This is a genomic window from Lichenibacterium dinghuense (genome assembly GCF_021730615.1).
GTDB classification, from domain to species: Bacteria; Pseudomonadota; Alphaproteobacteria; order Rhizobiales; family Beijerinckiaceae; genus Lichenihabitans; species Lichenihabitans dinghuensis.
The window spans coordinates 4081031-4106158 of sequence record NZ_JAJLMN010000001.1 but is presented as its reverse complement, the minus strand read 5'-3'; the positions used below and the strand labels follow the sequence as shown (position 1 = coordinate 4106158).

General features: G+C 63.1%; 22 protein-coding genes, 1 tRNA gene and 2 pseudogenes. 14 read left to right on the top strand and 11 right to left on the bottom strand.

Translation table 11 applies throughout. The features are described 5' to 3' along the window. Positions 1 to 311: 311 nt before the first annotated feature. The 5 genes and pseudogenes from L7N97_RS19535 to L7N97_RS19520 all read left to right on the top strand — a co-directional run bounded on the left by L7N97_RS19535 (position 312) and on the right by L7N97_RS19520 (position 5491). Positions 312 to 1577 (top strand): metallophosphoesterase family protein, encoded by a 1266-nt coding sequence (locus L7N97_RS19535; RefSeq protein WP_237479946.1) that lies wholly within the window; start codon positions 312 to 314, stop codon positions 1575 to 1577. Next, positions 1574 to 2785: pseudogene (locus tag L7N97_RS30570) on the top strand (ORC-CDC6 family AAA ATPase). The gene L7N97_RS19535 and the pseudogene L7N97_RS30570 overlap by 4 nt, the downstream one beginning before the upstream one ends. A gap of 119 nt (positions 2786 to 2904) precedes the next feature. Then, the gene (locus tag L7N97_RS19530) at positions 2905 to 3807 is read left to right on the top strand and encodes an ORC-CDC6 family AAA ATPase (protein ID WP_237479945.1); all 903 of its coding nucleotides are present in this window, start codon (positions 2905 to 2907) and stop codon (positions 3805 to 3807) included. Then, positions 3800 to 4846, top strand: a complete 1047-nt coding sequence (locus L7N97_RS19525; RefSeq protein WP_237479944.1) for a hypothetical protein — start codon at positions 3800 to 3802, stop codon at positions 4844 to 4846. Before L7N97_RS19530 ends, L7N97_RS19525 begins: the two co-directional genes overlap by 8 nt. Before the next feature lie 234 nt (positions 4847 to 5080). After that, a complete protein-coding gene (locus L7N97_RS19520; protein WP_237479943.1) occupies positions 5081 to 5491 on the top strand; it encodes a hypothetical protein in 411 nt (136 codons plus the stop codon). Between the two features lie 241 nt (positions 5492 to 5732). Here L7N97_RS19520 and L7N97_RS19515 read toward each other — a convergent pair whose 3' ends face one another. Further along, positions 5733 to 6287, bottom strand: a complete 555-nt coding sequence (locus tag L7N97_RS19515) for a recombinase family protein (RefSeq protein ID WP_237479942.1) — start codon at positions 6285 to 6287, stop codon at positions 5733 to 5735. Positions 6288 to 6584: 297 nt separating this feature from the next. Here L7N97_RS19515 and L7N97_RS19510 point away from each other — a divergent pair, with 297 nt between their 5' ends. Both L7N97_RS19510 and L7N97_RS19505 read left to right on the top strand, forming a co-directional pair. Beyond that, on the top strand, positions 6585 to 6797 hold the full coding sequence (locus L7N97_RS19510) for a hypothetical protein (protein WP_237479941.1): 213 nt from the start codon (positions 6585 to 6587) through the stop codon (positions 6795 to 6797). Positions 6798 to 6818: 21 nt separating this feature from the next. Then, positions 6819 to 7586, top strand: a complete 768-nt coding sequence (locus L7N97_RS19505) for a hypothetical protein (RefSeq protein ID WP_237479940.1) — start codon at positions 6819 to 6821, stop codon at positions 7584 to 7586. A 116-nt stretch (positions 7587 to 7702) separates the two neighbouring features. Here the strand turns inward: L7N97_RS19505 and L7N97_RS19500 are convergent, their stop codons facing one another. Next, positions 7703 to 7987 carry a hypothetical protein gene (locus tag L7N97_RS19500; RefSeq protein ID WP_237479939.1) on the bottom strand — a complete coding sequence of 95 codons (285 nt, stop codon included), beginning with the start codon at positions 7985 to 7987 and terminating at the stop codon, positions 7703 to 7705. A gap of 453 nt (positions 7988 to 8440) precedes the next feature. Here L7N97_RS19500 and istA point away from each other — a divergent pair. Next, positions 8441 to 9923, top strand: a pseudogene (gene istA / locus L7N97_RS19495) (IS21 family transposase); the annotation flags it as partial. Between the two features lie 11 nt (positions 9924 to 9934). Further along, positions 9935 to 10669: an IS21-like element helper ATPase IstB gene (gene istB / locus L7N97_RS19490; RefSeq protein WP_237478175.1), complete on the top strand. Its 735-nt coding sequence runs from the start codon at positions 9935 to 9937 to the stop codon at positions 10667 to 10669. Between the two features lie 117 nt (positions 10670 to 10786). Here the strand turns inward: istB and L7N97_RS19485 are convergent, their stop codons facing one another. From L7N97_RS19485 to purS, 4 genes are all read right to left on the bottom strand, one after another. Further along, a complete protein-coding gene (locus L7N97_RS19485) occupies positions 10787 to 11461 on the bottom strand; it encodes a hypothetical protein (RefSeq protein ID WP_237479938.1) in 675 nt (224 codons plus the stop codon). An 82-nt stretch (positions 11462 to 11543) separates the two neighbouring features. Next, positions 11544 to 11628, bottom strand: a tRNA-Leu gene (locus tag L7N97_RS19480). A 79-nt stretch (positions 11629 to 11707) separates the two neighbouring features. After that, a complete protein-coding gene (purQ, locus tag L7N97_RS19475) occupies positions 11708 to 12391 on the bottom strand; it encodes a phosphoribosylformylglycinamidine synthase subunit PurQ (RefSeq protein WP_237479937.1) in 684 nt (227 codons plus the stop codon). Further along, positions 12388 to 12639, bottom strand: a complete 252-nt coding sequence (purS, locus tag L7N97_RS19470; RefSeq protein WP_237479936.1) for a phosphoribosylformylglycinamidine synthase subunit PurS — start codon at positions 12637 to 12639, stop codon at positions 12388 to 12390. The genes purQ and purS overlap by 4 nt, the downstream gene beginning before the upstream one ends. Positions 12640 to 12888: 249 nt before the next feature. Here purS and L7N97_RS19465 point away from each other — a divergent pair, with 249 nt between their 5' ends. Continuing rightward, positions 12889 to 13548: an HAD family hydrolase gene (locus L7N97_RS19465; protein WP_237479935.1), complete on the top strand. Its 660-nt coding sequence runs from the start codon at positions 12889 to 12891 to the stop codon at positions 13546 to 13548. Here the strand turns inward: L7N97_RS19465 and L7N97_RS19460 are convergent. Next, on the bottom strand, positions 13545 to 14219 hold the full coding sequence (locus L7N97_RS19460) for a DUF1826 domain-containing protein (RefSeq protein WP_237479934.1): 675 nt from the start codon (positions 14217 to 14219) through the stop codon (positions 13545 to 13547). The genes L7N97_RS19465 and L7N97_RS19460 overlap by 4 nt on opposite strands. Before the next feature lie 147 nt (positions 14220 to 14366). Here L7N97_RS19460 and L7N97_RS19455 point away from each other — a divergent pair, with 147 nt between their 5' ends. Next, positions 14367 to 15884, top strand: coding sequence for a carboxypeptidase M32 (locus tag L7N97_RS19455; protein WP_237479933.1), 1518 nt, complete (start codon positions 14367 to 14369; stop codon positions 15882 to 15884). 163 nt (positions 15885 to 16047) lie between these two features. Beyond that, complete coding sequence (locus tag L7N97_RS19450; protein WP_237479932.1) at positions 16048 to 17901, top strand: TRAP transporter large permease; 1854 nt, start codon at positions 16048 to 16050, stop codon at positions 17899 to 17901. Positions 17902 to 18082: 181 nt separating this feature from the next. On the opposite strand, the gene L7N97_RS19445 is transcribed toward L7N97_RS19450, so the two are convergent. Further along, positions 18083 to 18706 carry a LysE family translocator gene (locus tag L7N97_RS19445; protein WP_255721694.1) on the bottom strand — a complete coding sequence of 208 codons (624 nt, stop codon included), beginning with the start codon at positions 18704 to 18706 and terminating at the stop codon, positions 18083 to 18085. Here L7N97_RS19445 and L7N97_RS19440 point away from each other — a divergent pair. Continuing rightward, complete coding sequence (locus L7N97_RS19440; protein WP_237477649.1) at positions 18677 to 19489, top strand: IS5 family transposase; 813 nt, start codon at positions 18677 to 18679, stop codon at positions 19487 to 19489. The genes L7N97_RS19445 and L7N97_RS19440 overlap by 30 nt on opposite strands. Before the next feature lie 709 nt (positions 19490 to 20198). Here L7N97_RS19440 and L7N97_RS19435 read toward each other — a convergent pair. The 3 genes from L7N97_RS19435 to L7N97_RS19425 form a co-directional block, all read right to left on the bottom strand. Further along, the gene (locus L7N97_RS19435) at positions 20199 to 20723 is read right to left on the bottom strand and encodes an alpha/beta hydrolase family protein (protein WP_237482316.1); all 525 of its coding nucleotides are present in this window, start codon (positions 20721 to 20723) and stop codon (positions 20199 to 20201) included. Positions 20724 to 21277: 554 nt separating this feature from the next. After that, the gene (locus tag L7N97_RS19430) at positions 21278 to 22639 is read right to left on the bottom strand and encodes an NAD(P)H-dependent oxidoreductase (RefSeq protein WP_237479930.1); all 1362 of its coding nucleotides are present in this window, start codon (positions 22637 to 22639) and stop codon (positions 21278 to 21280) included. Between the two features lie 33 nt (positions 22640 to 22672). Then, positions 22673 to 23683 (bottom strand): TRAP transporter substrate-binding protein, encoded by a 1011-nt coding sequence (locus L7N97_RS19425; RefSeq protein WP_237479929.1) that lies wholly within the window; start codon positions 23681 to 23683, stop codon positions 22673 to 22675. A 172-nt stretch (positions 23684 to 23855) separates the two neighbouring features. On the opposite strand from L7N97_RS19425, the gene L7N97_RS19420 reads away from it, so the two are divergent. Then, positions 23856 to 25025 carry an acetyl-CoA acetyltransferase gene (locus L7N97_RS19420; protein WP_237479928.1) on the top strand — a complete coding sequence of 390 codons (1170 nt, stop codon included), beginning with the start codon at positions 23856 to 23858 and terminating at the stop codon, positions 25023 to 25025. The last annotated feature ends 103 nt before the right edge of the window (positions 25026 to 25128 follow it).

The following is a 25128-nucleotide window of genomic DNA, read 5'->3' as shown; positions in this document are numbered from 1 at the left end:
GAGGCGATCATACGAAGCCCTGAGATGGACGTCCAGAAAGCGCTGTGCCACCAACTGTGCTACTCGCGTTTTCAGATGGAACTTTTTTCCATAGTCGATTCATGGTTGCCGCAGCCAGCTACAGCCATAGCGATCCGGATCGCACGATTGCCCTTGCCTTGGTGGGTATTTCGCATTCAGTATGGACCATAGGTAGCACTACGACTTCACCCTCATAGGCAGGAGGCGCATGCATTATCCAACCATCAGGTGGTTCTAATGAGGTCCAAGAGAGTTCGACGAAGACGATCTGGTATGGGGATGATACTTAAGTGCTAAATAGGATCAGGATTCTCCAGATCGGCGATATTCACCTACCGGATGCATGTCGGACGGGTAGTAATCTCGATGAGAAGGACAGACGGTTCCCGTCAGACTTGAAATCGGTATTGAGCGAACGGCCAATAAAGACCGTTTACAAACGTCTTTACAAGCATCTCGTCGAAGATGAGATAACGGCAGTTCTTGTGATGGGTGATCTTACCAGTTATGGCACATTGGACGGATTTCAGTCGTGTGCCGAGTACATCGCTAAAAGCCTGCAGATTGGGCAACATGGAGTCTTTCACAGCATACCTGTCGGTGTCTTGCCAGGTAATCACGATGTCAATCGCGATCTCGCCAAGAATCCGGCTCTGGTCGCTAAATTTCTACCCCTGCGTGATGCTCTTGCTAGAGTAGGATTGAGCAACATGCCCATACAGGATCCGATCTGGATCAAATTACAAAGTGGAAAATCGTCTGCATCCATTGCGCTTTTAAACAGCAGTTGGGGATGTGGGGCTCAGGAGTTTATTCCCGAGGAATTCAGAGGAGGTGTGGCATCTGCCATCGACGAAGCTATTAGCTCCGGCAACAGCGAGAAGGCAACAAGAGAATATTATGAGCGTCAGTTCGATACTCCTGCGTTCTCTACCAATGTACTCCAGGCCATAGCCGCGCGCCATCTAGGCAGCGATTTTCTCATCGTCAGCGCTCATCACAACCTTTTGCCTCAAAGACAACCCCGGCTGGCGCCTTACACGGAACTGGTCAATTCCGGTGCGCTTCGCTCTACCCTTCAAGAGCTTGATCGTCCTGTGCTGTATTTGCATGGTCATATCCACGACGACCCAGTCGAAATCCTAAACAGACCTGGTACGCCACCGGTCGTTATGATCTCTGCACCCTTGATAACTGACGGGTACAACATAGTGGAGGTTATCAGCAATGCCAACGGTTTACCGATAAGCTGTGCGATCCGAAAGTGGAGATATTCGAACTCGGGGGTCATCCGAGAGGTCGAGACGATGAGGGTTGCTTTACTTGGAAATCGACGTCGGTCTTCTAGTAAAACACTGCCCAACCTTTACTCTGTACTGCTGAAGAGCAGAGAAATTTATTGGCTGGACGCCTTGCGTGAAGCCGAGAGCATTTACAGCCTCGACGTAAAGAATCAGCTCATCGAAGAGCTTGAGCTCCTAGCGACAGACGGGCATATTCAGATTGAAAACCTAGATCTGGACCCGGAGCACTGGATCATCGGAGCAACTCTATGAACTCCTACTCTTTCAATCCGTTTCGGCCGACGCGTTGGGAGCATCAGCGAGACGGCTTCCAACTTATTTGGTTCACGAAAACTGCTGAAGAGCTGGCGGAAGAGAAATCTATTTATGTTCGTGGGAGTCGGGGGAGTGGAAAAACCACGCTGCTGAGGAGCGTTTGCTGGGAGGATCTATCTCGAAACGAGTCGCTTTGACTTCAGAAGAAGATGTCCGATTTTGATCATATTGGAGTATATATCAGATTCCCGGACCATTTGAGTACATCGCTCCTGTTTGAGCCGTGGACGACTATGGCTACGGATTTTGCAAGTGCGGAGATGCAGTTTCATCGATTTTTTTCCTTGCTCGTTGAACTCGCATGTGCCGAAAAGGCTATCTCTGCCTGCCATGAGCTGAGGATGGACGGCCAGATTAGGATTAAGCCTGGCGCAGAGTTATCGATTGTCGAGGGGATCATTTCTGAGTTTTCTGCGATACGGAATTTCTCAGAGAGGACGACGCGTACGTTCGTAGAGCTTAGCTTGCTGCTCAGAAACATGGTTCGTGCCATGAACGAGTCGGCAAGCCGTGGCGAACTGTTTCAGATCTCTTCCGCCCTACCTCCGCGTGAACCTGGAGAGTTTCTGCTCCACGTAACGAGTAAGCTCTCCCAGGCTGTTGAATTCGTCGCAACTAGTCATGACACATTCCGATCCATCGGCTTTAAATTTTGTCTCGATGATTGTGAGGTTCTGAGTGTTCAGCAGCAGAGAAGCATAAATACACTAGTGCGGATAAGCAGGCACCCGGTTTCGTGGGTAATCAGCTATGTGGGGTCATCCTTCGAGTCATCGGAGACGTTCATCGCACAACAACCGCTTACCGACGCCGATCGTCGAGTACGCTCGTTAGACGATCGAAAAGAGGATGATTTTAAAGAGTTGTGCGAAGCAGTAGTAAGTCTCAGGCTCCTGTTTTCTATTTCACCAGAGGCTAGGCCTAATTTAAATGAGTTCGAGGTCCAAAAGTTTTTTTCACTTAGTTCAAGGCTGAGGACGCGATCGATAAACGAGACGATCGCGCTCATGGTCGCGAAATCTTTCAACCCAATTGCTAAACGGCTCTCTGATGCCAGCGCCAGAGTGCGAGAACTTCTCTCACTTAAGTGTCCGTCCGATAAGGGTACGGCAAGTTGCAAACGGAGTGTCCGTCTCCCTCGTTGAAGCGGTCCGTTTTGACAACCTCTCGTACCCTTATCGGACGGACACTTAAGAACGCAAGATACAGAAAGCGGTTTGCAGTCCAACCTGATTACCTTCCTTACTATGAGACCTACCTGCTGATGTTGTGGCAGGGGAGAGAAGACTCATTTCAAGTTGAGTTTCCACCCGTAGGCCAGGAAAACTTCGAGGTCAAGGTCGATCGAATCGGCCAGATTCGGTTTGAGGCTTGGCTGCGTCGCAAACAAAGAGCTGCCTTGCTGCAGCTATCATCCAAACTCAAATTTCGAAGGACGCCCCTTGCCGGGGTAAACGTGATAACCTCCCTTGCTGATGGATCCATTCGAGACTTTCTTGAGATCCTTGGCAGCATCTTTGAGCACTACGCCCGACGCCAGAAGCTCGACCCTCGGTCCAGCACCAGCCTGGATAAGTTTGCGACTGCCCGAACACCGATTGCCTTCGACATCCAGACGGACGGCATTTACGAAGCGTCTGAAGCTTATGTTAGCGGAGTGAGCTCTCGTTCCGAAAGGGAGGCTGACGTCCTCCTGAGGTTTATCCAAGGGCTTGGAACGCTGACATCTATCTTGCAATCGAACCCGAACGACCCCAGAGTGCTTGGACGATCTGAACGGGGCATCTTCGCAGTCACATTCGAGGGAAAAGAAGAGCACTCAAGCGAAGCGGCTAATGATGCCGTGGTCAAATCACTTATAAGGCTAGCAGAAATATCTGGATATGTTCGCGCTATCGATGTGGGTGGAGGCAATCTCGACCTCGCCGGTTCGGGGCCCCAGGTCATAACCTTCCGTCTCCACAAACGCTTCTCGCCCTACTATCATTTTTCCTTCCGAGGCGCGTACGAAACCGTACAATTCCACGCGCGAGATTTTTGGCCTCTATGCGACCGCGCGACACCCGTCGATCCGACGACTTGGGCGAATGCCCTGGCGAGCCGTAACCTAAGCCTCTCATTCTCCCAACTTTCTCTTCCTCTCTCGACGGCGACCAGCGATGACTGATTTGCTCATCAGCGGGAACTTATTTATTAATCAAGCTGTCAACCTTCCCGAGTTAAAACTGCGAACCACGTATGATTTCGCATTAGGCGCTTTGAGCTGGGAGCAGCGGAGTATCGCTGCGTTAAAAGCTATAAAGGACTTAACGGCAAACGTCTATCTTCTGAGATTCGCCTCCTCAGATGTGGAAAAATTGCAGAAAAAAGACGAGCAGTCGAAGCTGTTCCGAGAGAAATTTGACAACCTTTCCGTATTACACCTGAAGAGGTCCACGGAATATTCACATAATACGCCCGTTATCGAGCAGTTTTTAGCTGACAAAGCTGTCGCCGCGCGCCGGCCACTTCGCTTGCTAATAGACACAACCTGTATGCCAAAATCATACTTGCTGTACCTTCTCGCGATCTCGTTTTCGAGAGGCTACACATCGAGGATAGATTTTATTTATGCGGAAGGTGAGTACTCCTTGGACGTTTCGCATTCGCTTTTGACGGAAGATAATGCGGAGCGCAAAGGGATTATCTCGGAAGGAGAGTGGATTTCGCAGCAAGTTCCGTTTCTTGAGGCTGACTTGTTTCCGAGCAAGCGCGATCTCATCGTAACGATGGGGGGAGAAGTCGGACTTTCTGTGCCTTTTATTGAACGTTACGAGCCGCGTAGGTTACATCTCATTCTTATTTCTGAAAGCCTGGTCCAACACCCAGATAAGTTGCCGGACAGCGAGCGCCACGCGCTGACGAGCATTCTTTCCGAGCCAAACGTGCAGCGTAGTGATGTGTCTCTAACAGACGTTAAGGGCGTTATCGCATCAGTTAATTCCTTTCTCTCGTCCAGCAGGTCCGACGTAACCACAGGAGTTGCAATTGGATCGAAGCCACATGCCCTAGCGCTTGGAATTTCGGCTCTTTCCCAATCCACAATGGAGGTGGTCTGCCGTATACCCAAGCGATATATACCTCTGGATGTTCGATCTTCAGGGAGATTCTCCGTCTATGAAGTGGAGGACCGATTTGAACCGACGACGTATTATCATGGGAAATAAGGAAGATCTCTCTGTTGGATGAAGTAGGGTGCAGAGCAGCCTCGAGTAGTCTCTGACATTGCATCCGTCCCAAACACGTTGTACCTTGTGAGCTAGCTCAGCGTGTTCCAGCTGGGCAATACGAAAACTCTGAATGACGGCCTCGCCGGTTACTCGGCCCAGGCGGCTGCCTGATCCTGGGGACGCGGTCAGGGCGGCGATCGTGGCGGAGCATTGAACTTCGAAGGGGTAAGCATGAGCAATATTTCTATCAAAACGCTCTCAAGCAAAACGAAAGCGATGTGGGCGATACTAACGGTTGCTGGCAGCGTGATTGCCGCAGTCATATCAACAACGACCTACATTAACGGTTTGATTGCAGATATCACTAGCCTGAAAAAACAGGTTGCAGATATCTCTGAACAGATTAAACCGCTGAAAGACCAATTGGAAGATGTACGAAATCTCAAAAGTCAGGTCTCAGCAATAAATGATGAACTAAGGCCGGTGAATGGCAGAGTGCGAACGAACGTCGATTATAACGGATCGGGCTTTGCGGCTTGCGACCCAGGAAGTTTTCTGACGGGACTTAGCATAAGCGTCAATGATCATCTTAACTCGCACGGTCAAATAGAATGCTCAAGAGTTCAGCCGATCGGAAGATAACAAATTATTCGTCGAATAATCGGGATCGCAAATAAGAAAATATTGTGAAAAGGAGACGGAAATGATATAATTCCAAGATATTCTGCCCACCCTACAGGAGATCTGGCACTGTGCGAATATCGAAAACAGGAGACCCTGTTTTCGATATCGATACACGTCGAGAGTTGGAGGAAGCTGCCGAGGGTTTCGAGTGGGTGCCAGGTGGCGCCTGGACGCAGAGCGCCATTTGTTGCGGGTAGCCCTATACGAGCTTCCCGCTCAGGATGCGATGCACCGATCCCTTGCCGATCCCGAGCTTGTTCGCGATGGCTCCCATGGACAGGCCCTGAGCGGCTAGCTCCTCCACCTCCGCCGTCCGCTTCCGTGCGGTTGGCTGACGTCCCTTGTACTTCCCCTCCTGCTTAGCCTTAGCGATCCCCTCCCGCTGCCGCTCCAGCATCATGGAGCGTTCGAACTCCGCAATTCCTCCCATGATGGACAGGATGAGCCTCCCCACCGAGCTTGAGGTGTCGAGATCGGGATCAAGGATCTTGAGGGCCACCCCCTTGGCTTCCAGACGTCGGACGATCTCCCATAGGTGAGTGACAGACCGGGCCAAGCGATCGATCTTGGTGGCGCAGAGGGTGTCTCCCTTCCGTGCGAAGGCTATGGCCTTCTCCAGCCCCTGCCTACGCCCAACGGCCGAGGCCTGCTCTGAGAACAGCTCCTCCACGCCAAGGGCTCTGAGATCGCGCTCCTGAGCTTCTAGGCCCGCTACCTGATCCGTGGTCGACGTCCTGGCGTAGCCGATCAGCATGGAGGCTGCTCCGTTCCACATGCATCTTAGACGTTTGTAGCATACCCGTTCCAAAATGGAAAGGGACGTGTGTGGAACGAACTTGGGCCAGGGTTGGAACGTCCCGCATCGGCAGGGCCTGTGGAACGCTCGTGAATCAGTCGCGACCAGTCTCACCTGGGTGTGAAACCACCAAGTCACAAAATTCCAATCAGTTGCAGGAATGACACTGTCAGACCGCGGGACATGTGGTCAGCTTCGTGCATAATTCTGATTCGATATGGCATTTCAGCGATCCGATAATGTGGAGGCTTTGTCATGAATTTCGACGTCATCGATGACGATTACCGAAAAGAGAAGCGGGAGCAAAAATCAGGTCGCAATCTCTGTGACTGTCTAATCGCGATCGGACCTGAACAGACCAAGTGGTATCCATCCATCAATAAGGACTGGTGCCGCAGATGGGGTGCCCCGGGAACTGATATTGTCGGACACGTCAAGCCTCTCGGCTATGCAAAAAAATATCCTTAGATCTTTTCCGATTCGGTGATCATGATGCGCACATTCGTTGTGGCCTTATGCTGCTCGGCGTTTCTGAGTGGTTGCGCAGAAGTGGTGCCACACTTCGATATACCCTATGACCAAGACACTGGGCTCCCAACGGTTCGCTCGATTGATGACAAGATAGCCTGCGAGCTTGGTGATATATTGAGAATTCCCGACTATCGACGGTTTCTTGGCGGAATGGTAGCTGCCGCGCAGCTCACCTTGACAGTGAACGACACTGGTGGGCTGACACCATCTCTGACCTACCTCGACCAGACCTTTAGCTTCGGGGTGAATGCGACACTAAGCCAATCGCGGGAGCAGAACTATACGGAAACACTCTATTTCGACCTTGATCAACTCTACAACGATTTAAAAAGCTCGCCAGGCAACTGCCCTCCGACTGTGAATACCAACCTCGCAGGAAATTTGGGGCTGCGTGAAACAGTCGCCATGGCGGTTCAGTCGACACATTTAAAGAACGATAAATCGATTTCAGGTACTGATGGCGAGTTTGGTGGTTATGTCAACTTTGTCGTCACGAAGAGTTTAAATGGTGTTGGACCTACATGGGCATTGAAACATTTCAAAGGACCAGGTGGACTAGCGGGTGTTTCTGAGGTGAATACTGATCGAATCGCGTTTGCCTTCGCTGAAGCAGGCGCTGGAAAAAGTTCAAACGATAAGATCGCGCGTGTGCAAGAAAACCTGCGTTTCATAATATATAATCAAATCGCAGGACAACTCACAGTCATTAACAGCTTCTCGCATTAAATCTGACTAATTATATTCAAGTTGCTTTAGATCCCAGATCGGCAAGCAACCGCCTGCTGCTTCGATGGTATCCCCCGCGCTTTCCACCTTGTGGGCGCTCAGGTTGTTCATCACAATTATGTCATCAGGCAGGCCGACACGACGAGGTCAGTGATGTAGCGGAGGAACCACATACCGTTCATCAGGTTGAAACTGGAAGGACCGCTCGCCCGCAGGGCAGCCGTGACCGTGGTTGTCTTATAGCGGCCGTGCAGCACCGCGACGCGGCAGCGCTCGCCGCGCGGAGCCCGGCCATGGCGGTGGACCATGTTGGTGGCCGCCGCTGTTTCGTCCAGAGAAACCGTCTGCTCGCGATCCAGGTCGAGTTGACCTTTAAACCAGTCCTCGCGTGCCTTCATCACGTCGGGACGGCTTCGCTCGGCGGCGTGCAGATCCCCTTTTACGGCTGATCTTGTGGCGCGCGAAGAAGCGGTGCAGTCCGCTCGTGCTGGTGCTCACCACCCTCTCGCGCAGACTGTCGCGCACCTCGCGCTGGTAGGCCTGCGGCTCCGCTTCGCAATCCTGCAGGATCACCTCCGCTTGAGCCTCGCCGTTGCGGGAGTGTTGATCCCCGCCAATCGGCTTGGCAGCGACCACAACTTCATCTCGAAACCGGGCCTGCTACCCCTGCCGGTTCAAACCGGACGGAAACAGCTCTAGCGAGGTCGGTGATAAACGGATTCTCATGTCTCGATAGTGTGATTAGGCGTGGAATTTTGACCCCCATGTGAGGGGGATCGGCGTCCAACTTTGACCCCCTCGAGTGCAATTCGAGCAAGCTGCACGTCCTTGTTGCGGGACGGGCGGTGGGGGGGATGAAAGGCGTGGACACGATTGCGCGCATCAGGCGCGAGTTCTTCATTCGAGGCCGGTCCATCAAGGAGATCGTCCGGGATCTGCACGTGTCCCGGAACACCGTGCGCAAGGTGGTGCGCACCGGCCGCACCGCGTTCGAGTACGAGCGTGAGGTCCAGCCGATGCCCAAGCTCGGGCAGTGGCGGGCTGATCTGGACGAGATGCTGGCCGCCAACGACAGCAAGGCGGCCCGCGAGCGGCTCACCATGATCCGCGTGTTCGAGGATCTGCGCGGCCGCGGCTATGCGGGCGGCTACGACGCTGTCCGGCGCTACGCCCGGGGCTGGCGGCGCGAGCGGGTCGCGGTGACGGCCGCCGCCCACGTGCCGCTGAGCTTTGATCCGGGCGAGGCCTACCAGTTCGACTGGAGCCACGAGATCGTGCTGATCAACGGCACCACCGTCACCATCAAGGTGGCCCACGTCCGGCTCTGCCACAGCCGCATGCTGTTTGCGCGGGCCTATCCGCGCGAAAGCCAGGAGATGGTGTTCGACGCCCACGACAAGGCCTTCGCCTTCTTCGAGGCGCCTGCCGCCGCGGCATCTACGACAACATGAAGACGGCAGTCGAAACGATCCTCGTCGGCAAGGAACGACAATATAACCGCCGTTTTCAGCAGATGTGCGCTCACTATCTCGTCGATCCCGTCGCCTGCACGCCGGCGTCGGGATGGGAGAAGGGCCAAGTCGAGAACCGGTCGGCCGGTGCGCGAGCGCTTCTTCACGCCCCGCCTGCGCGTGAAGAGCATCGAGGAGCTGAACAGGTGGCTCCTCGATCAGTGCGTCGCTTACGCCAGGGCCATCCCCATCCCGAGAACAAGGAGATCACGGTCTGGCAGGCGTTCGAGGCGGAGCGGCCGAGCCTCGTGCCCTATGTCAGCGCCTTCGACGGTTTCCACGCCGTGCCGGTCTCGGTGTCCAAGACGTGCCTGATCCGCTTCGACAACAACCGTTACTCGGTGATGGCGAGCGCCGTCGGCCGCCCCGTCGAAGTGCGGGCCTATGCGGAGCGGATCGAGTTGCGCCAGGGCGGCCATGTCGTGGGCGAGCATGTTCGCAGGTTCGGCCGCAACGAGACCGTATTCGAGCCCTGGCATTATGTGCCGGTGCTGGCCCGCAAGCCCGGCGCCCTGCGTAACGGGGCGCCGTTCAGGATTGGGTGCTGCCGCCCGCCTTCGAGCGCGTCCGGCGCAAGCTCGCCGGCGCCGACGATGGCGATCGCCAGATGGTGGGCCTGCTGACGGCCGCCATGGACGACGGGCTGGAGGCCGTCGAGGCTGCCTGCCTGGAGGCGCTCGAAGCCGGCGTCCACTCGGCCGACATCATCCTCAACATCCTGGCCCGACGCCGCGAACCCGCGCGCGTCATCACCATCGATACCCCTGACGCGCTGCGCCTGCAGCACGAGCCCGTCGCCGACTGCGCGCGCTATGACACTCTGAGGAGCATCATGTGATGGAACGTTCCGAAATCCTGGCCACGATGGTGGACCTGAAGCTTTACGGCATGAAGGCCGGCTACGACGAGATCATCACCACGGCGTTGAAGCGCCAGCACGAGCCGCAACGCATCGTCGGTGATCTGCTGCAGGCCGAGATCGCCGAGAAACAGGCGCGCTCGATCAAGTATCAGATCACCATCTCCAAGCTGCCTTTAGCCAAGGACATCGAGGATTTCCGGTTCGAAGGCACGCTCATCAACGAGATGCTGGTGCGCGATCTCGCCGGCGGCGAGTTCCTTGCTCACCAGCGCAACGCTGTCCTGGTGGGCGGCACCGGGACCGGCAAGACTCACCTCGCCATCGGGATCGCCCGAGCCTGCATCCGCAACGGCGCCCGTGGCCGCTATTTCAACGTCGTCGACCTCGTGAACCGGCTCGAAGCCGAAGGCCGCGCCGGCCGCCACGGCCGCATGGCCGACTACCTGTCGCGCATGGATTTCATCGTGCTCGACGAACTCGGCTATCTGCCCTTTGCCCAGTCTGGCGGGCAACTCCTCTTCCATCTCATCAGCCGCCTCTACGAGCAGACCTCCGTCATCGTGACGACCAACCTGGCCTTCGGTGAATGGCCGAACGTGTTCGGCGATGCCAAGATGACGACCGCACTGCTGGACCGGCTCACCCACCATTGCGAGATCGTCGAGACCGGCAACGAGAGTTGGCGCTTCAAAAACCGCGCCTCGGCCTGAGCATCACGCCACCGCAGCCGCCCGGCTGCGCAACCCTGACCCGCTTCGCCGGGCGGCCGCTACCGCCTCAGATTGCAGCAAGGGGGTCAACATTGGACGCCGATAGGGGGTCAAATTTCAACGCCGATTGACACGCTTGGCGCCATCTTCCCCCTCTCCAACGATCCCAAGCCCTTCAAATGGATTGAGTATCTGGAGCTGTTTTTCCTTCCGAGCCTTGTTCACAATCGCGGTGAGCGCGTGAAGATTTCTACGCACCGTAGATGTAGATTGTGATTTCAGAGCATTATCTCTGTAGTCCTCGGCGTGAGATCGAGTGATCGACGCCAGAGCCAAATCTCCAATGCGGTCTGTTAAGGCCTTCACTACCCTCTCATTGTCTTCTCTAAACTTCTTCTGCGTTCCTTTAGGATGCAATCCGAGATACAGAGACAATGAGGAGGTCAGACTCAGCGCTGTCTGTATCGGAAGATCTTTTCCGCACGAGATATGTAGCGGTGCCACTCTGGAGGCAAATGGAGTGTTAAGATCTAAAATCGGCGGCTCCCCGCCTTTCAGAGCAGACCAGTCCCTATCAAGCTTCTCCGTCAGGCCAACGGATAACTCTTGGATTTTATCAATGGATCTGCCCATCGATCGTACAAAGAAGGTTTTCTCGGAGTAATGCTTCTGCAGAGGCTTTGGAATCCTTCGCCGGTATTGGAAGGAGCCGTCAGCTTTACGTTCAACGTGCTTCAATTTCAGGGTGAGTGAAGACGATTCGAATACGACTATTGCCACCTGTGCCACCATCGTGTGTTACCACGAGGCGCTCAAAGCTGATTCGAAAACGAACCTAAGTCATTGCAAAAGCAGACGAATTCCGAAGAACCCTTGGTGCCCCTGGCCGGGATCGAACCAGCACTCCTTGCGGAACTCGATTTTGAGTCGAGCGCGTCTACCGATTCCGCCACAGGGGCGTCGCGAGCCGGAGCCCGTGACAGGCGCGGAGGCTACAACGCAGCGCCCGCGCGGGTCAATCCGGGGAAGGGCCTCGCCCTACCCCATCAGGCTCGCGAACAGGCCCCGGCCGCCCTCGCCGCCCGCCAGCGCTTCCACGGCGTTCTCGGGGTGGGGCATCATGCCGAGAACGTTGAGGTTCTCCGAATAGATGCCGGCGATGTGGTTGCGCGAGCCGTTGGGGCTCGTGCCGTGGGCCGGGTCGCCCTCCGGGCCGCAGTAGCGGAAGGCCACGCGGCCCTCGCCCTCGAGCCGCGCCACCGTGTTATCGTCGGCCGCGTAGTTGCCCTCGCCGTGGGCCACCGGCACCTCGATCACCTGGCCCTTCGCGTAGGCGCGGGTGAAGGGCGTGTCGGCGCGCTCGACGCTGAGGTGCTGCATGCGGCACACGAAGTGGAGGTCGGCGTTGCGCATCAGCACGCCGGGCAGCAGCCCCGCCTCGCAGGCCACCTGGAAGCCGTTGCAGATGGCCAGCACCCGGCCGCCGCGCGCCGCGTGGGTCCGCACCGCGTCCATCACCGGCGAGCGCGCCGCGATGGCGCCGCAGCGCAGGTAGTCGCCGTAGGAGAAGCCGCCCGGCAGGACGACGAGGTCCGTGCCCGCGGGCAGGCCCGTCTCCGTGTGCCACACCCTGGCGGGCTCGGCGCCGGACGCGAGCCGCAGCGCGCGGGCGACGTCGCGGTCGCGGTTGACGCCGGGGAAGACGACGACCGCCGCCTTCACGCCGCCGCTCCCTCGACGCTGATCGCGTAGTCCTCGATCACCGTGTTGGCGAGCAGCGCCTCGCAGACGCGCTTCAGCTCCGCCTCGGCGCCCGCGCGGTCCGCGCCCTCCAGCTCCACGTCGAAGATCTTGCCCTGGCGCACGCTCTTCACGCCGGCGTGGCCGAGCGAGTGCAGCGCCCCCTCGATGGCCTTGCCCTGGGGGTCGAGGACGCCGGTCTTCAGCGTGACGGAAACGCGGGCCTGCATGGGGGTACACTCACGGCGACGGTCGATGGTGCCCCGATTAGAGCAGATCGCGACCGGGTGGAATCACCTGATCGCGTGAGGACGCCCGCAAAAGACGAAAACCGGGGCCGACGCCGCGAGCCGGGGCCGGCGGCGGCCGCTCCGGGCGGCGGGGCCGGATCAGGCAACCGCGGCCGGACCCCGCGCGCTTTCACCCGAGCCCCGAACCTGCCAAGAGGGCGCTCCGCAGGAAACCCAAGGGACCCCGGGATGCATCCAGACCTGATCGTGTTCGACTGCGACGGCGTGCTGGTCGACAGCGAGGTGCTGTCGATCGGCGGCGTGGTGTCGGTGCTGAACGAGGCCGGCGTGCCCGCCACCTACGCCATGATCGCGCGCTACTTCGGCATGAAGCAGGCCGACATCATGCTCAAGGTGTCGGAGGAGACCGGCCACGACATCCCGATGGAGGTGTCGGCGCGCATCTGGCCCGCCACGCGCGAGCGCTTCGAGCGGGAGCTGAAGCCCATGCCGGGCCTCGCCGACTTCCTGCGCCGCCACCCGGACGTGCCGCGCTGCGTCGCCTCCTCGTCGGGGCCGGACCGCATCCGCAACTCGCTGCACCTGACCGGGCTGCTGCCCTTCTTCGGCGAAAACCTGTTCTCGTCGAGCCAGGTGGCGCGCGGCAAGCCCGAGCCCGACCTGTTCCTGTTCGCCGCCGCCACCATGGGGGCGGAGCCGTCGCGCTGCGTGGTGATCGAGGATTCGCGCTTCGGCGTCATGGGGGCGATCGCGGCCGGCATGCGGGCGATCGGCTTCGCCGGCGGCAGCCACATCGAGCCCCACCACGCCGACGCCCTCGCCGAAGCCGGCGCCCTCTACGTCGAGCGAGACTGGGAAGGCGTCGAGGAGCGGCTGTTCGGGGGCTAGCCTCCCGCTACTGCAGCGCCCCGGCCGGCCGGCCGCTCCGCGCAGGCGGCGGCGGGGCGCCGGACCGTCCCGGCCGCGTCGATCGTGAGCAGCAGCGGCGTGCCGGGGCCGGAGGCGGCGCGGTGCGCCACGCCCCGCGCGCCGGGGTCGGCGCCGCCCCGAAAGACCGCCACGTCGCCGCGCGGCAGGCGCCGCAGCAGGGAGGCGGGCGGCGCCTCGCCCCCGGGCAGGCCCGCCGCGGCGCGCGGCGGCAGCCAGTCGAAGCCGGCCCCGCGATAGGCGGTGACGAGGCGGCACCGTCCCGCCGCGGCGGCGAACGACCTGTCCGGCCCGCCGCCGGGGGCGTCGAGCACCGCCCGGAGCGCGGGGGCGCCCGTCAGCTCGGCCATCAGGGCGGCGTGGTCGAGCACGTCGTCGAGCAGCCAGTTGGCGAGCCAGCGCGGCCGCGGCAGCCGCGCGGCGAGCGACGCGCGCATCGCCCGCCGGAGCCCCGACACGGGACCCTCGTAGTCCATCCGCGGCAGCGCCTCGGCCGGCAGGGCGTCCAGCGTCGCCAGCACGCCGCCGGGCACCCGCCGCGGCATCAGCACCACCGGGCCGGAGCGCGCGGCGGCGGGGCGCGGAGACGGGCGGATCTCGCCGCCGCGGGCCGGGAAGGAGGTTTGCGCCATGCCGATCTCATTATGTTATAACGTATCGTAACCCGCCATCGATGGGCGCGCAAGGCGCTCGCGCGGCGTTGACACGGCGAGAAGCGCCCGCCTACCGTCCGGCGGCCCGGCGCTCCCCGCGCCCCTCCCCTTCCGAAGGACGATCGCATGGCGGGCACGGAGCGCTTCGACGCGCTGATGGGCCGGATCAACGACGTGCTCTGCGCCGTGAACCTGCTCGCCTGGGACGCCCGCACCGGCATGCCGCCGGCCGGCGCCGCGGCGCGCGGGCGGCAGAGCGCGACGCTGCTCGGCATCGCGCGCGACCTCGCCACCGGCGACGACATGCGGGCCGCGCTCGACGAAGCCCGCGCGGCCGTGCCGGAGGCGGACCCGCGCCGCACCCTCATCGAAGGCGCCGAGGCGGCGGTCGCGAGCCTGCGCCGCCTGCCCGCGCGCCTCGTCGAGGCCGCGGCGGAGCTGCGCGGCCCCGCCCAGGCGGCCTGGGCCGCGTGCCGCGCCGCCGACGACTTCGCGACCTTCCGCCCCTTCCTGGAGCGCACGGTCGCGATCAGGCGCGAGTGGGCCGAGGCGCTGGGCTACGAGGCCCACCCCTACGACGCCCTCGTCGGCCTCCACGAGCCCGGCATGACGCTGGCGCGGCTCGCGCCGCTCTACGCCGCGCTGGAGGCCGGCATCCGCCCGCTGCTCCGGCGCGCGCTGGCGGGCGCCGGGCCCGAGCCGGCCTGGCTCGCGCGGCGCTACCCGGTCGCGGAGCAGCGCGCCTTCGCGCTCGAGATGGCGGGCCGCTTCGGCTACGACCTCGCGCGCGGGCGGCTCGACGACACCGTCCACCCCTTCGAGGTCTCGATGGGGCGCGACGACGTGCGCATCACCGGCCGCTTCCGCGAGGACTGGCTGCCCGGCGGGCTCTTCGCCGTGTGGCACGAGGCCGGCCACGGCCTCTACGAGCAGAGCGTCGACCCCGCGCTGTCGCGCACCGTGGCGGCCACCGACCTGCGCAACCTCAACGCCCTGGCGGGCGCGAGCCTCGGGCTGCACGAGTCGCAGTCGCGCCTGCTGGAGAACCGCGTCGGCCGCTCCGCCGCCTTCTGGGACCTGCACTTCGACGAGTTCGCGAGCCGCTTCCCCGACCAGCTCGCGGACGCGGACGCGGAGGGCTTCTGGCGCGCCGTCAACCGCGCGCGGCCGAGCCTGATCCGCGTCGAGGCCGACGAGCTGACCTACGACGCCCACATCATGCTGCGCACCGACATCGAGGCGCGGCTGATCGCGGGCGAGCTCGCGGTGCGCGACGTGCCGGGCGCCTGGGCCGAGGCGATGCAGGACCGGCTCGGCCTCGCCGTGCCGACCGACCGCGAGGGCTGCCTGCAGGACGTGCACTGGTCGTCGGGCGGCTTCGGCACCTTCCCGACCTACACGCTCGGCAACGTCATGGGGGCGCAGTTCTTCGCCGCGGCCTCGGCCGAGCCGGCCGTCGCCGAGGGGCTCGGGCGCGGCGACTACGCGCCGCTCGCGCGCTGGCTCGCCGAGCACCTGCACCGCCACGGCCGGAGCCGCAGCCCCGCCCGCCTGCTGCGCGACGCCACCGGCTCCGACCTCGACCCCGCGGCCTATCTCGCGGCGCTCGCCGCCAAGGTCGACCGCCTCGTCCGGGAAGCGTGACAGCCGCCGGTTCCCCCCCTACCATCGCGGGCGACGGAGCGGCCGGAACGGCGCCCGGGCGGGCCGCGGGCCGCCGACCGATGGGGGGAACCATGAGTGCCGCAGCCGGGTCCGGCGACGCCGCGGGCATCGCACGCGCGCCCTCGCGCGGGGGTTCGCGCCCGTGAGCCACGCCGCCGCCCTGTCCGCGGCGCCGTCCGGCCGCCGCGCCCTCGACGCGGTCGAGCGCGCCGTCGGCCTCGTCACGGAGGCGACCGCCGCCGTGCTGGTCGTGGCCGAGGTCGTCATCCTCCTGCTCGGCGTCGTGTCCCGCTTCGTGTTCGACGCGCCCCTGGTGTGGAGCGACGAGGTCGCGTCCCTGCTGTTCCTGTGGCTCGCCATGGCGGGGGCCGCCATCGCGCTCCGGCGCGGGGCCCACATGCGGCTGTCCACCGTCACGGCGCGGCTCCCGGCCCGCTGGCGGCCGCGCTTCGAGGCGCTCGGCGTCGGCGTGCCGCTGCTGTTCCTCGGCCTGCTGGTCGGCCCGGCCCGCGACTACGTGGAGGACCAGGGCTTCATCGAGACGCCCGCGCTCGGCTGGCCCGGCTCGGTGCGGGCCTATGCCATGCTGGTCGGCATCGGCCTCATGCTGCTGATCTCGCTGCTGCGCCTCGCCCGCCTCGGCTGGCGCGACGCCGCGGCGGCGGCCCTCGCGCTCGGCGCCGTCGCGGCTCTGCTGTGGGTCGCCTCGCCGGCCCTGACAGCCATGGGCAACTGGAACCTGCTCGTCTTCTTCGTCGCGCTGGTGGGCGTTGGCGTGCTGCTCGGCGTGCCGATCGCCTTCGCGTTCGGCCTCGCCACCGCCGCCTACCTGCTCACCACGAGCTCGACGCCGCTGGCCGTGGTGGTGGGGCGGCTCGACGAGGGCATGAGTTCCCTCATCCTGCTCGCCGTGCCGCTGTTCGTGCTGCTCGGCCTGCTCGTCGAGGCGACCGGCATGGCCCGCGCCATGGTGGCCTTTCTGGCGGCGCTGATCGGGCACGTGCGCGGCGGCCTCTCTTACGTGCTGCTCGGGGGCATGCTGCTGGTGTCGGGCATCTCGGGCTCCAAGGCGGCCGACATGGCCGCGGTGGCGCCGGTGCTGTTCCCCGATATGAAGCGCCGCGGCCTCGACGAGGGCGAGATGGTGTCGCTGCTCGCCGCCTCCGGCGCCATGGCGGAGACCATCCCGCCCTCGCTGGTGCTCATCGCCATCGCGTCGGTCACCGGCGTGTCGGTGTCGGCGCTGTTCACCGGCGGCCTGCTGCCGGGCCTCGTTCTGGCGGCGGCGCTGGCCTTCCTGGCGCGCGGGCGGACCCGCGAGGCCGCGACGGCGCGCGCCCCGCTGTCCGCCGTGGGCCGCACCTTCCTGGTCGGCCTGCCCGCGTTGGTGCTCCCCGTCATCATCCGCACGGCGGTGGTCGAGGGCGTCGCCACCGCGACGGAGGTGTCCACGATCGGCATCGCCTACTGCATCATCGTCGGCATCCTGTTCTACCGCCAGTTCGACTGGCGCCGCGCCTATCCGATCCTGGTCGAGACCGCGACGCTGTCGGGCGCCATCCTGTTCATCATCGGCGCCGCGACCTCCATGGCCTGGGCGCTGACGCAGTCGGGCTTCTCGGGCGCGCTGGCCCGCGCCATGGGCTCGGTGCCGGGCGGCCAGTGGGGCTTCCTCGCCATCTCGGTCGCGGCCTTCATCGTGCTGGGCTCGGTGCTGGAGGGCATCCCCGCCATGGTGCTGTTCGGCCCGCTGCTGTTCCCCATCGCGCGTCAGATCGGCGTCAACGAGGTGCACTATGCCATCGTGATCATCCTCGCGATGGGCATCGGCCTCTTCGCCCCGCCCTTCGGCCTCGGCTACTACACGGCCTGCACCATCGGCCGGGTGCACCCCGACGTGGCGCTCAGGAAGATCTGGCCCTACCTCGGCGTGCTCACGGTGACGCTGCTGCTGATCGCCGCCGTGCCGTGGTTCTCGACGGGGTTTCTGCCGTAGGTGCCTGGCCTCGGCGGCGTGTCGCGTGCGCGCGAGGACCTCTATTTGTGGCCCGTGACCAGTTCGATTTGGACGGTCTGTTTTGAAAAGTTCGTTTCGAGTGGGAGGTCCTGAGACCCAAAACGAACCGATCGAGTGGTCCGCTTGAGGTACACCTCAAACGAACCGGACCGACATCGAGTTACGTCTCGATCAGAAGCTTCCCTCCAATCCCCACAAGGCACAGTCCTATTACGGTCTCCACAGATGTTTTGACTTTTGCGAAGCCTCTCTGCACAGCCAGACTGGAAAACATGAGGGCCACACCACAGTGCCAGACAGCAGAAATTGAGGTCGCTATCATTACTGTTGCCACATAGAACCAGAACGGTGCGTGAGGCGGGACCATCAACGCAAATATACTAGCATAAAAGGCGAGGGATTTCGGATTTCCCATGCTGACAAAGTAGGCCTCTCTCATCGAAGTCCACGGGCTTACCTGCCGCGCAGCGGAGAACAGATCGAGAGGCTTTCTAGCGTCAAGTATCATCTTGACGCCTAGATAAATAAGATAGACTGCGCCAACAAATCGGATTACTTCAATAACCCATATGGCATGTGAGAGAAGTAGACCAAGGCCGAAAATGGCCAAGACCGTCCAGGTGAAGCTTGCACCTGCTAGTCCAAGACCTGCACCCAGGCCTGCCTTAGTGTCCGTCCGATAAGGGCACGTGGGGTTGAGTGGCCGGGGCTGAGATGATTCCAGGAGGGTGCTGAAACCTGATCTGGAACCGCCATGTGGACCCCGGCCACCCGCGAGCAGCATAGCCGCTCCGAACTCCGCTACTCAACCGATCTGACCGACGCCGAATGGGCCGTCATCGAACCGCTGTTGCCGCCCGGCAACCCGCTCGGACGGCCCCGGCTGTGGTCGTTGCGGGAGATTGTGAACGGCATTTTCTATGTGCTGCGGGGCGGCGTTCCCTGGCGCCTGTTGCCGAAGGACCTGCCCCCGAAGAGCACGGTGTACGGCTACTTCAGCGCGTGGCGCGATGAGGGCCTGTTCGCCGGCATCAACCACCATCTCGTCATGCTGGATCGCGAGCGGGCCGGGCGAGAGGCTTCGCCCACCGCGGCCGTGCTCGACAGCCAGAGCGTGAAGACCACGGAGAGCGGCGGTCCGCGGGGCTACGACGCGGGCAAGAAGGTGAAGGGTCGCAAGCGCCAGGCCCTGGTCGACACGGACGGCCGCGCCCTGGTGCTCGACCCGCAGCCGGCCGACGTGCAGGACCGCGACGGGGCCGTGCCGGTGCTCAAGCAGTCACGCCGTTCATATCCTTTCATCGCCAAGGCCTTCGCCGACGCGGGCTACGCCGGCGACAAGCCGGACAGCGCCACGCTCATCGCCGTCGAGATCGTCCGCAAACCACCCGGGCAGGTCGGCTTCGTGGTTCACCCCCGGCGATGGGTGGTTGAGCGCTTCTTCGCCTGGATCAGCCGCAATCGACGCCTCTGGAAGGATCCGGAGGCCACAATCGCATCCGCAAAGGCCTTCCTCTACGCTGCGTCCGTCATGATGCTGCTACGTCGCATAGGTTGCGCAGCCTGACTTCCCGGACGGACTCTCACGCGATCCGCGCATTGCAGTCGAACTAACGATAACGAAATTAGGTCCTGGGCTGATAGCACTTATCGCGATGATGCCCGAAAGGGTCGCGAGAGATCCAACGTAGTCCATGGCGCTTGCCTCAGGTCAGCACACTAACTCATGTAGCACGCTCGCGCCTATCGGAGGCTCAGGCATGTGAGCTTTCTGCCGAACGGCCGACGTCGATCCATTTTGGGTACACCCAAAGCAGACCCTATTTGCTCCTGCGGAAAAAAACTGCCACTTGTCTATGACCCGCTCCTCCACTCATTTTCGCGAGGTCGCTCCAGTGCTCACTCGACATGGAAGCGTCATATTCAGGATCTTGATCTCCCTACTTGTGGGAGTATTCACATTTACAACCTCGAAAAGCATTGCATATTGGCTCATTGTGACCAGACAGGTTCAGCTATCCCGTGATCTCACGGCCATCGACGGCGGGTTGTGGTCTTATCTGATGCTCTCACCTATTTGGATAATTGTTTCTTTGATATTATCCATTATCCTCAGCATAGCGGCATATGCATTTCTTACATCGATCAATACTGAAATATAGGTCAAATATATATCATCAGCGGAAAATGGAGCGCGATTTCAAACAAGTATGCCCAAGAAGGTCGAAGCCGGTACGCTTTGGATGTACCCATAGCGAACCAGTTCGGACAGACGCTCAAGACTCGGTCACGAACCCGGAAGGTTTCCTGATCGCGAGGTGGCGTGCAAAGAAATCCGTCATCAGCGCCCATTCGCGGATCCGCGCCTCGGCCCGGAAGATATGCCCTTCGCCCTCGAAGAAATGCACTTCGGGCTCGCACCCGTTCTCGATCAAGCGTGCGACGAGCCGTCGTGCCATACTGGCATTCCAGGTATTGTCTTCTGTGCCTTGAGCGATGAACACGGGATAGGGCACCGCGCCCGGGCAAAGCGGCGTCCCCGATCTCGTCCGCTCATGCGTGCCGCGCCAGGACCACGCGGGCCCGGCTTCACGGCCCGCCCCGGACCCTTCGGGCATGAAATTCGCCACGATGAAAGCGGGCCATGCGACGTCCGGCGGCGAGTGCACCGCGAGCGCATCCGGCACTTCGGCGCAGCCGTCTTCCGCGAGCAGTTGCGCCACGAGAAGTGCGCGCTCGGCGCCGCGCGAGATGCCATAGAGGCCCAGGCCGCAGCCGAAGGGGGCGATCTCCTCGCGCATCGAGGCCAAGGCAGCTCGCGTGCTTTCGAGTGGGACGTCATCAATGTCGGGGTGTACCAACCACCGTGCGTTGATCGTGTAATTGTGGCTGAGCGCAACGAAGCCATGAGCGGCGAACAGGGCGCAGGTTAGGTCGTTCCAGCCCGCCCACCCTCCTTCGCTTCCATGGAGGCAGACAATACCCCCTCGGGGCTCTCCGGCAGGCCAATAGAGGTTCTCGCGGGTGGACGCGACGGACTGCCGGACGGATAGGGTCATCGCGGCATGATCTCATGTCCTGAATGGGCGGCAAGCCGCTTAATGGTAAGTGCTCCGTCAATTCGCTTTGGGTGTACCCAAAACGAACCGGCTTGGAGCGTGCCGATCGCCTCATCGCCGAGGCACGCGGGGTCGCCGACGCGGTCCATCCGATCGCTTTCGGCTCACCCCGCTTCGATTGCGACCGCCTCGCATTCCCCGTCATGGAGCCCCGCGGCACGTGGTCAGAGGGGACTCGGACGGTATGTCGGACCCGGGCGGGCGAGACATGATCGTGAGCGCCGCACGACCACGGCCTACGCCGCCGCGCGTCCCCCCTCCCCCCTGAACATCGCCTCCATCTCGCGCCGCACCGTCACGGCCTCGCGGCCCGCGTCGTAGTCGACGTCGCTCCAGCGCACGGCCTGTCCTGCCGGCACGTCGCATTTCAGCACCATGTCGTGGGCGAGGCCGATCGGCAGGGCGTCCTGCGCCAGCGCGTCGGCGGCGGGGATCAGCTTGCCAAAGACCGTGTAGCCCCCCTCGCCGTCGAGCCGCTCGCCGGCCTTGAGGTCGCGCTTGGCCGTGGCGGCCACGTCGCCGCGCCACTCGCTGGTCGAGCCCGTGGCCTCGCCCCGCACCGCGATGGAGGCCACCGAGGTGCCGAGTTCCAGGCCGATCAGGTGGTAGGGCTTGTAGGTGGCGGCGTAGCGGCCGGTGCTGTCGGTCTTGAGCCCGTACTGCGCGAAGCATTCGGCGACATAGGGGGTCGGCGCCTCGAACACGGCGTAGACGCCCCAGCGCAGGTCGCGGAACACCGGGCGCCCGTCGCGCTCCAGCGACGACACCACCTCGACGGTGCCGCGATGCTCCAGCAGGCCGCCGTCCGCGATCGGGCGCAGCACGGTCGGCAGGTCGTCGACCCCGCAGGAGGGGAAGAGCAGCCCGTCGCGCGGCGGCGTCAGCGCGCAGGCGTTGGCCACCGCGGCCATCTCCAGCGCCGATTTGGTGCCGTCGAGGAAGGAGTTGAACATCTGCGGGTTCAGCCGGTCGGCCGCGGCCCGCTCGGGCGTGAAGCCGTAGTGGCCCCACACCGTGTCCGGGGTGGAGGCGTGGTAGACCGGCAGGTATTTCGTGCCCTTGCCGGCGCAGACCACGTCGAGCCCGATCGTGCGGGCCCAGTCGACGAGCTCGGCGATCAGCGCCGGCTGGTCGCCCGACGCCAGCGAGCAGATCACCCCGGCCTCGGCGGCGCGGCGCGCGAGTAGCGGCCCGGCCAGCACGTCCGCCTCGACGTTGACCATGACGACGTGCTTGCCGTGCGCGAAGGCGCGCAGCGCGTGGTGGATGCCGGCTGCGGGGCTTCCCGTCGCCTCGATCACGATGTCGACGTGGGGGCTCGCGATCATGGCGTCGGCGTCCTCCGTCACGCAGGCGCCCCCGGTGCGCGCCGCCTCGTCGAGGGAGCGGGCGGCGAAGCGCTCGTCCGCCCAGCCGACGCGGCGCAGCGAGTCCATGGCGCGGGGCGGCGACAGGTCGGCCACGCCGATCAGGTGGATGCCGGGCGTGCGCGGCGCCTGCGACAGGTACATGGAGCCGAACTTGCCGGCCCCGACGATGCCGACCCGCACCGGCCGCCCTTCCGCGGCGCGGCGCTTCAATCCGTCGAACAGGCCCATGCGTCCCCCTCTGGTTCTCGCGCCGGGCGCCCGCTACGACAGCGGCCCGGTGAAGGACACCAGCGTCTGCCAGGCCTGGTCGCCGAACTTGTTCTTCCATTCGGTGTAGAAGCCCGCGCTGCGCAGCGTGTCCCGGAAAGCCGCGGCGTCGACGTCGTTGAACTCCATCTTCTTGTCGACGAGGGTCTGGCGCAGGCCCGCGTCGATCCGCACGAGGTCGGCGCGCTCCTCGTCGATGGCGCGGTCGAACTCGCGCCGCACCACCTCCTTCACCTTGTCGGGCAGGCGGTTGTAGGCGCGCGGGTTGGCGAGCAGCCAGTAGCCGTCCCACATGTGGTTGGTCATGGAGCAGTATTTCTGCACCTCGTAGAGCTTGGCCGAGTCGATGATGGCCAGCGGGTTCTCCTGCCCGTCCGCCACGTGGGTCTGCAGGGCGGAATAGGTTTCCGAGAAGTTGATCGTGGTCGGGGCCGCGCCGAAGTCCTTGAACAGCGAGGTCCACAGCGCCGCCGCGGGCACGCGGATCTTGAAGCCGGAGAAGTCGCCGGGCTGCTTGATGGGGTGCGTCGAGGATGTGGTCTGCCGGAAGCCGCTGTCGAAGATGCGCGGGAAGGCCATCAGGCCGCGCCGGGCGATCTCGGCCCGCACCAGCTCGCCGAGCGCCCCGTCCAGCGCCGACAGGGCCTGGTTGCGGTCCTTGAAGGCGAAGCCGACGCCGCTGATGGCGGTGACGGGGACGAAGGTCGACAGGATCAGCGGCGACAGGGTGAAGAACTCGACGCCGCCCGCGCGCACCTGGCTCAGCATGTCCGTGTCCGTGCCGAGCTGGCTCGACGGGAACACGTTGATCTCCATCTGGCCGCCGGTCGCCTCCTTGATGCGCGCCGCCGCCTCGATGTTGCGGGCGCTGAGCGGATGCGCGGCCGGCAGGTTGGTGCCGAGCTTGTAGGTGAACTCGGCGGCGCGCGCGGGCCGCGTGCGGATGGTCACGAGCGGCAGCGCGCTCGCGCCGACGAGGAGCCCGCGGCGGGTGATGCTCGGCATGGACGTCTCCTTCTTCCCCTTCGGATCCCGCGAGGTCTGGCGCCCCTGCGGCGACGCCCCGCCCGGCCCCCCGCGAGGCCGGTCCGGAAGCGTCGATCCGGTGTTGAACAGTGTGGGCGGAACCATAGCTGCTGTAAACAGCCCCGGCCGGTTCGGGGTGGGAGGACGCCGCATGACCGACGCCTGCATCGTGGGCTGGGCCCACTCGCCCTTCGGCAAGCTCGACGACGACGTCGAGGGCCTCATCGGCCGCGTCGCCGGCGCCGCCATCGCGGACGCCGGGATCGAGCCCGCCGCGGTGGACGGCGTCGTGGTGGGCCAGTTCAACAGCGGCTTCTCCAAGCAGGACTTCCCCGGCTCGCTGGTGCTGCAGGCCGTGCCGGAACTGCGCTTCAAGCCCGCCATGCGCTGCGAGAACGCCTGCGCGTCGGGCTCGGCGGCGATCCACGCGGCGCGCGACTTCATCGCGGCGGGGCGCGGGCGGGTGGCGCTGGTGGTCGGCGTCGAGAAGATGACGGCGACGCCGGCCCCCGATGTCGGCGACAACCTGCTCGGCGCCTCCTACCGGCGCGAGGAGGGCGAGGTGCCGGGCGGTTTCGCGGGCGTGTTCGGCCGCATCGCCGGGGCTTATTTTCAGGCCCACGGCGACCAGTCGGACGCGCTCGCCGCCATCGCGGCGAAGAACCACCGCAACGGCGTCGACAACCCCTACGCCCAGATGCGGCGCGACCTCGGCTTCGGCTTCTGCCGGCAGCCGTCGGAGAAAAACCCGCACGTGGCGGGCCCGCTGAAGCGCACCGACTGCTCGCTCGTCAGCGACGGCGCGGCCGCGCTGGTGCTGGCCGACGCCGACACGGCGCGCGCGCTCCGCCGCGCCGTTCGGTTCCGCGCCGCCGTCCACGTCAACGATTTCCTGCCGCTGTCGCGCCGCGACCCGACCTGGTTCGAGGGCGGCGCGCTGGCTTGGTCGAAGGCGCTCGACGAGGCGGGGCTCGCGGTCGGCGACCTGTCCTTCGCCGAGCTCCACGACTGCTTCACCATCGCGGAGCTCATGGAATACGAGGCGATGGGCCTCGCCGAGCGCGGCCGGGGCGCGCGGCTCGTGCTCGACGGCCACACGGCCGCCGACGGGCGCTTCCCGGTGAACCGCTCGGGCGGCCTGAAGGCGAAGGGGCATCCCGTGGGCGCCACGGGCGTGTCCATGCACGTGATGGCGGCGATGCAACTCGCCGGCGAGGCGGGCGCTCTCCAGCTGCCGCGTGCCGACCTCGCGGGCGTGTACAACATGGGCGGCGCCGGGGTGGCCAACTACGTGTCGATCCTGGAGCGGCTGGAAGCGTGAGGCGCCGCGCGGGCCTTGCTCATGCCAGTCATCAGACAGGCTGACGCCTGCCTGATGGATCACGCCGCACGAGCGGCGGCGCGCCTTCGCGGTGGGGGTCAGG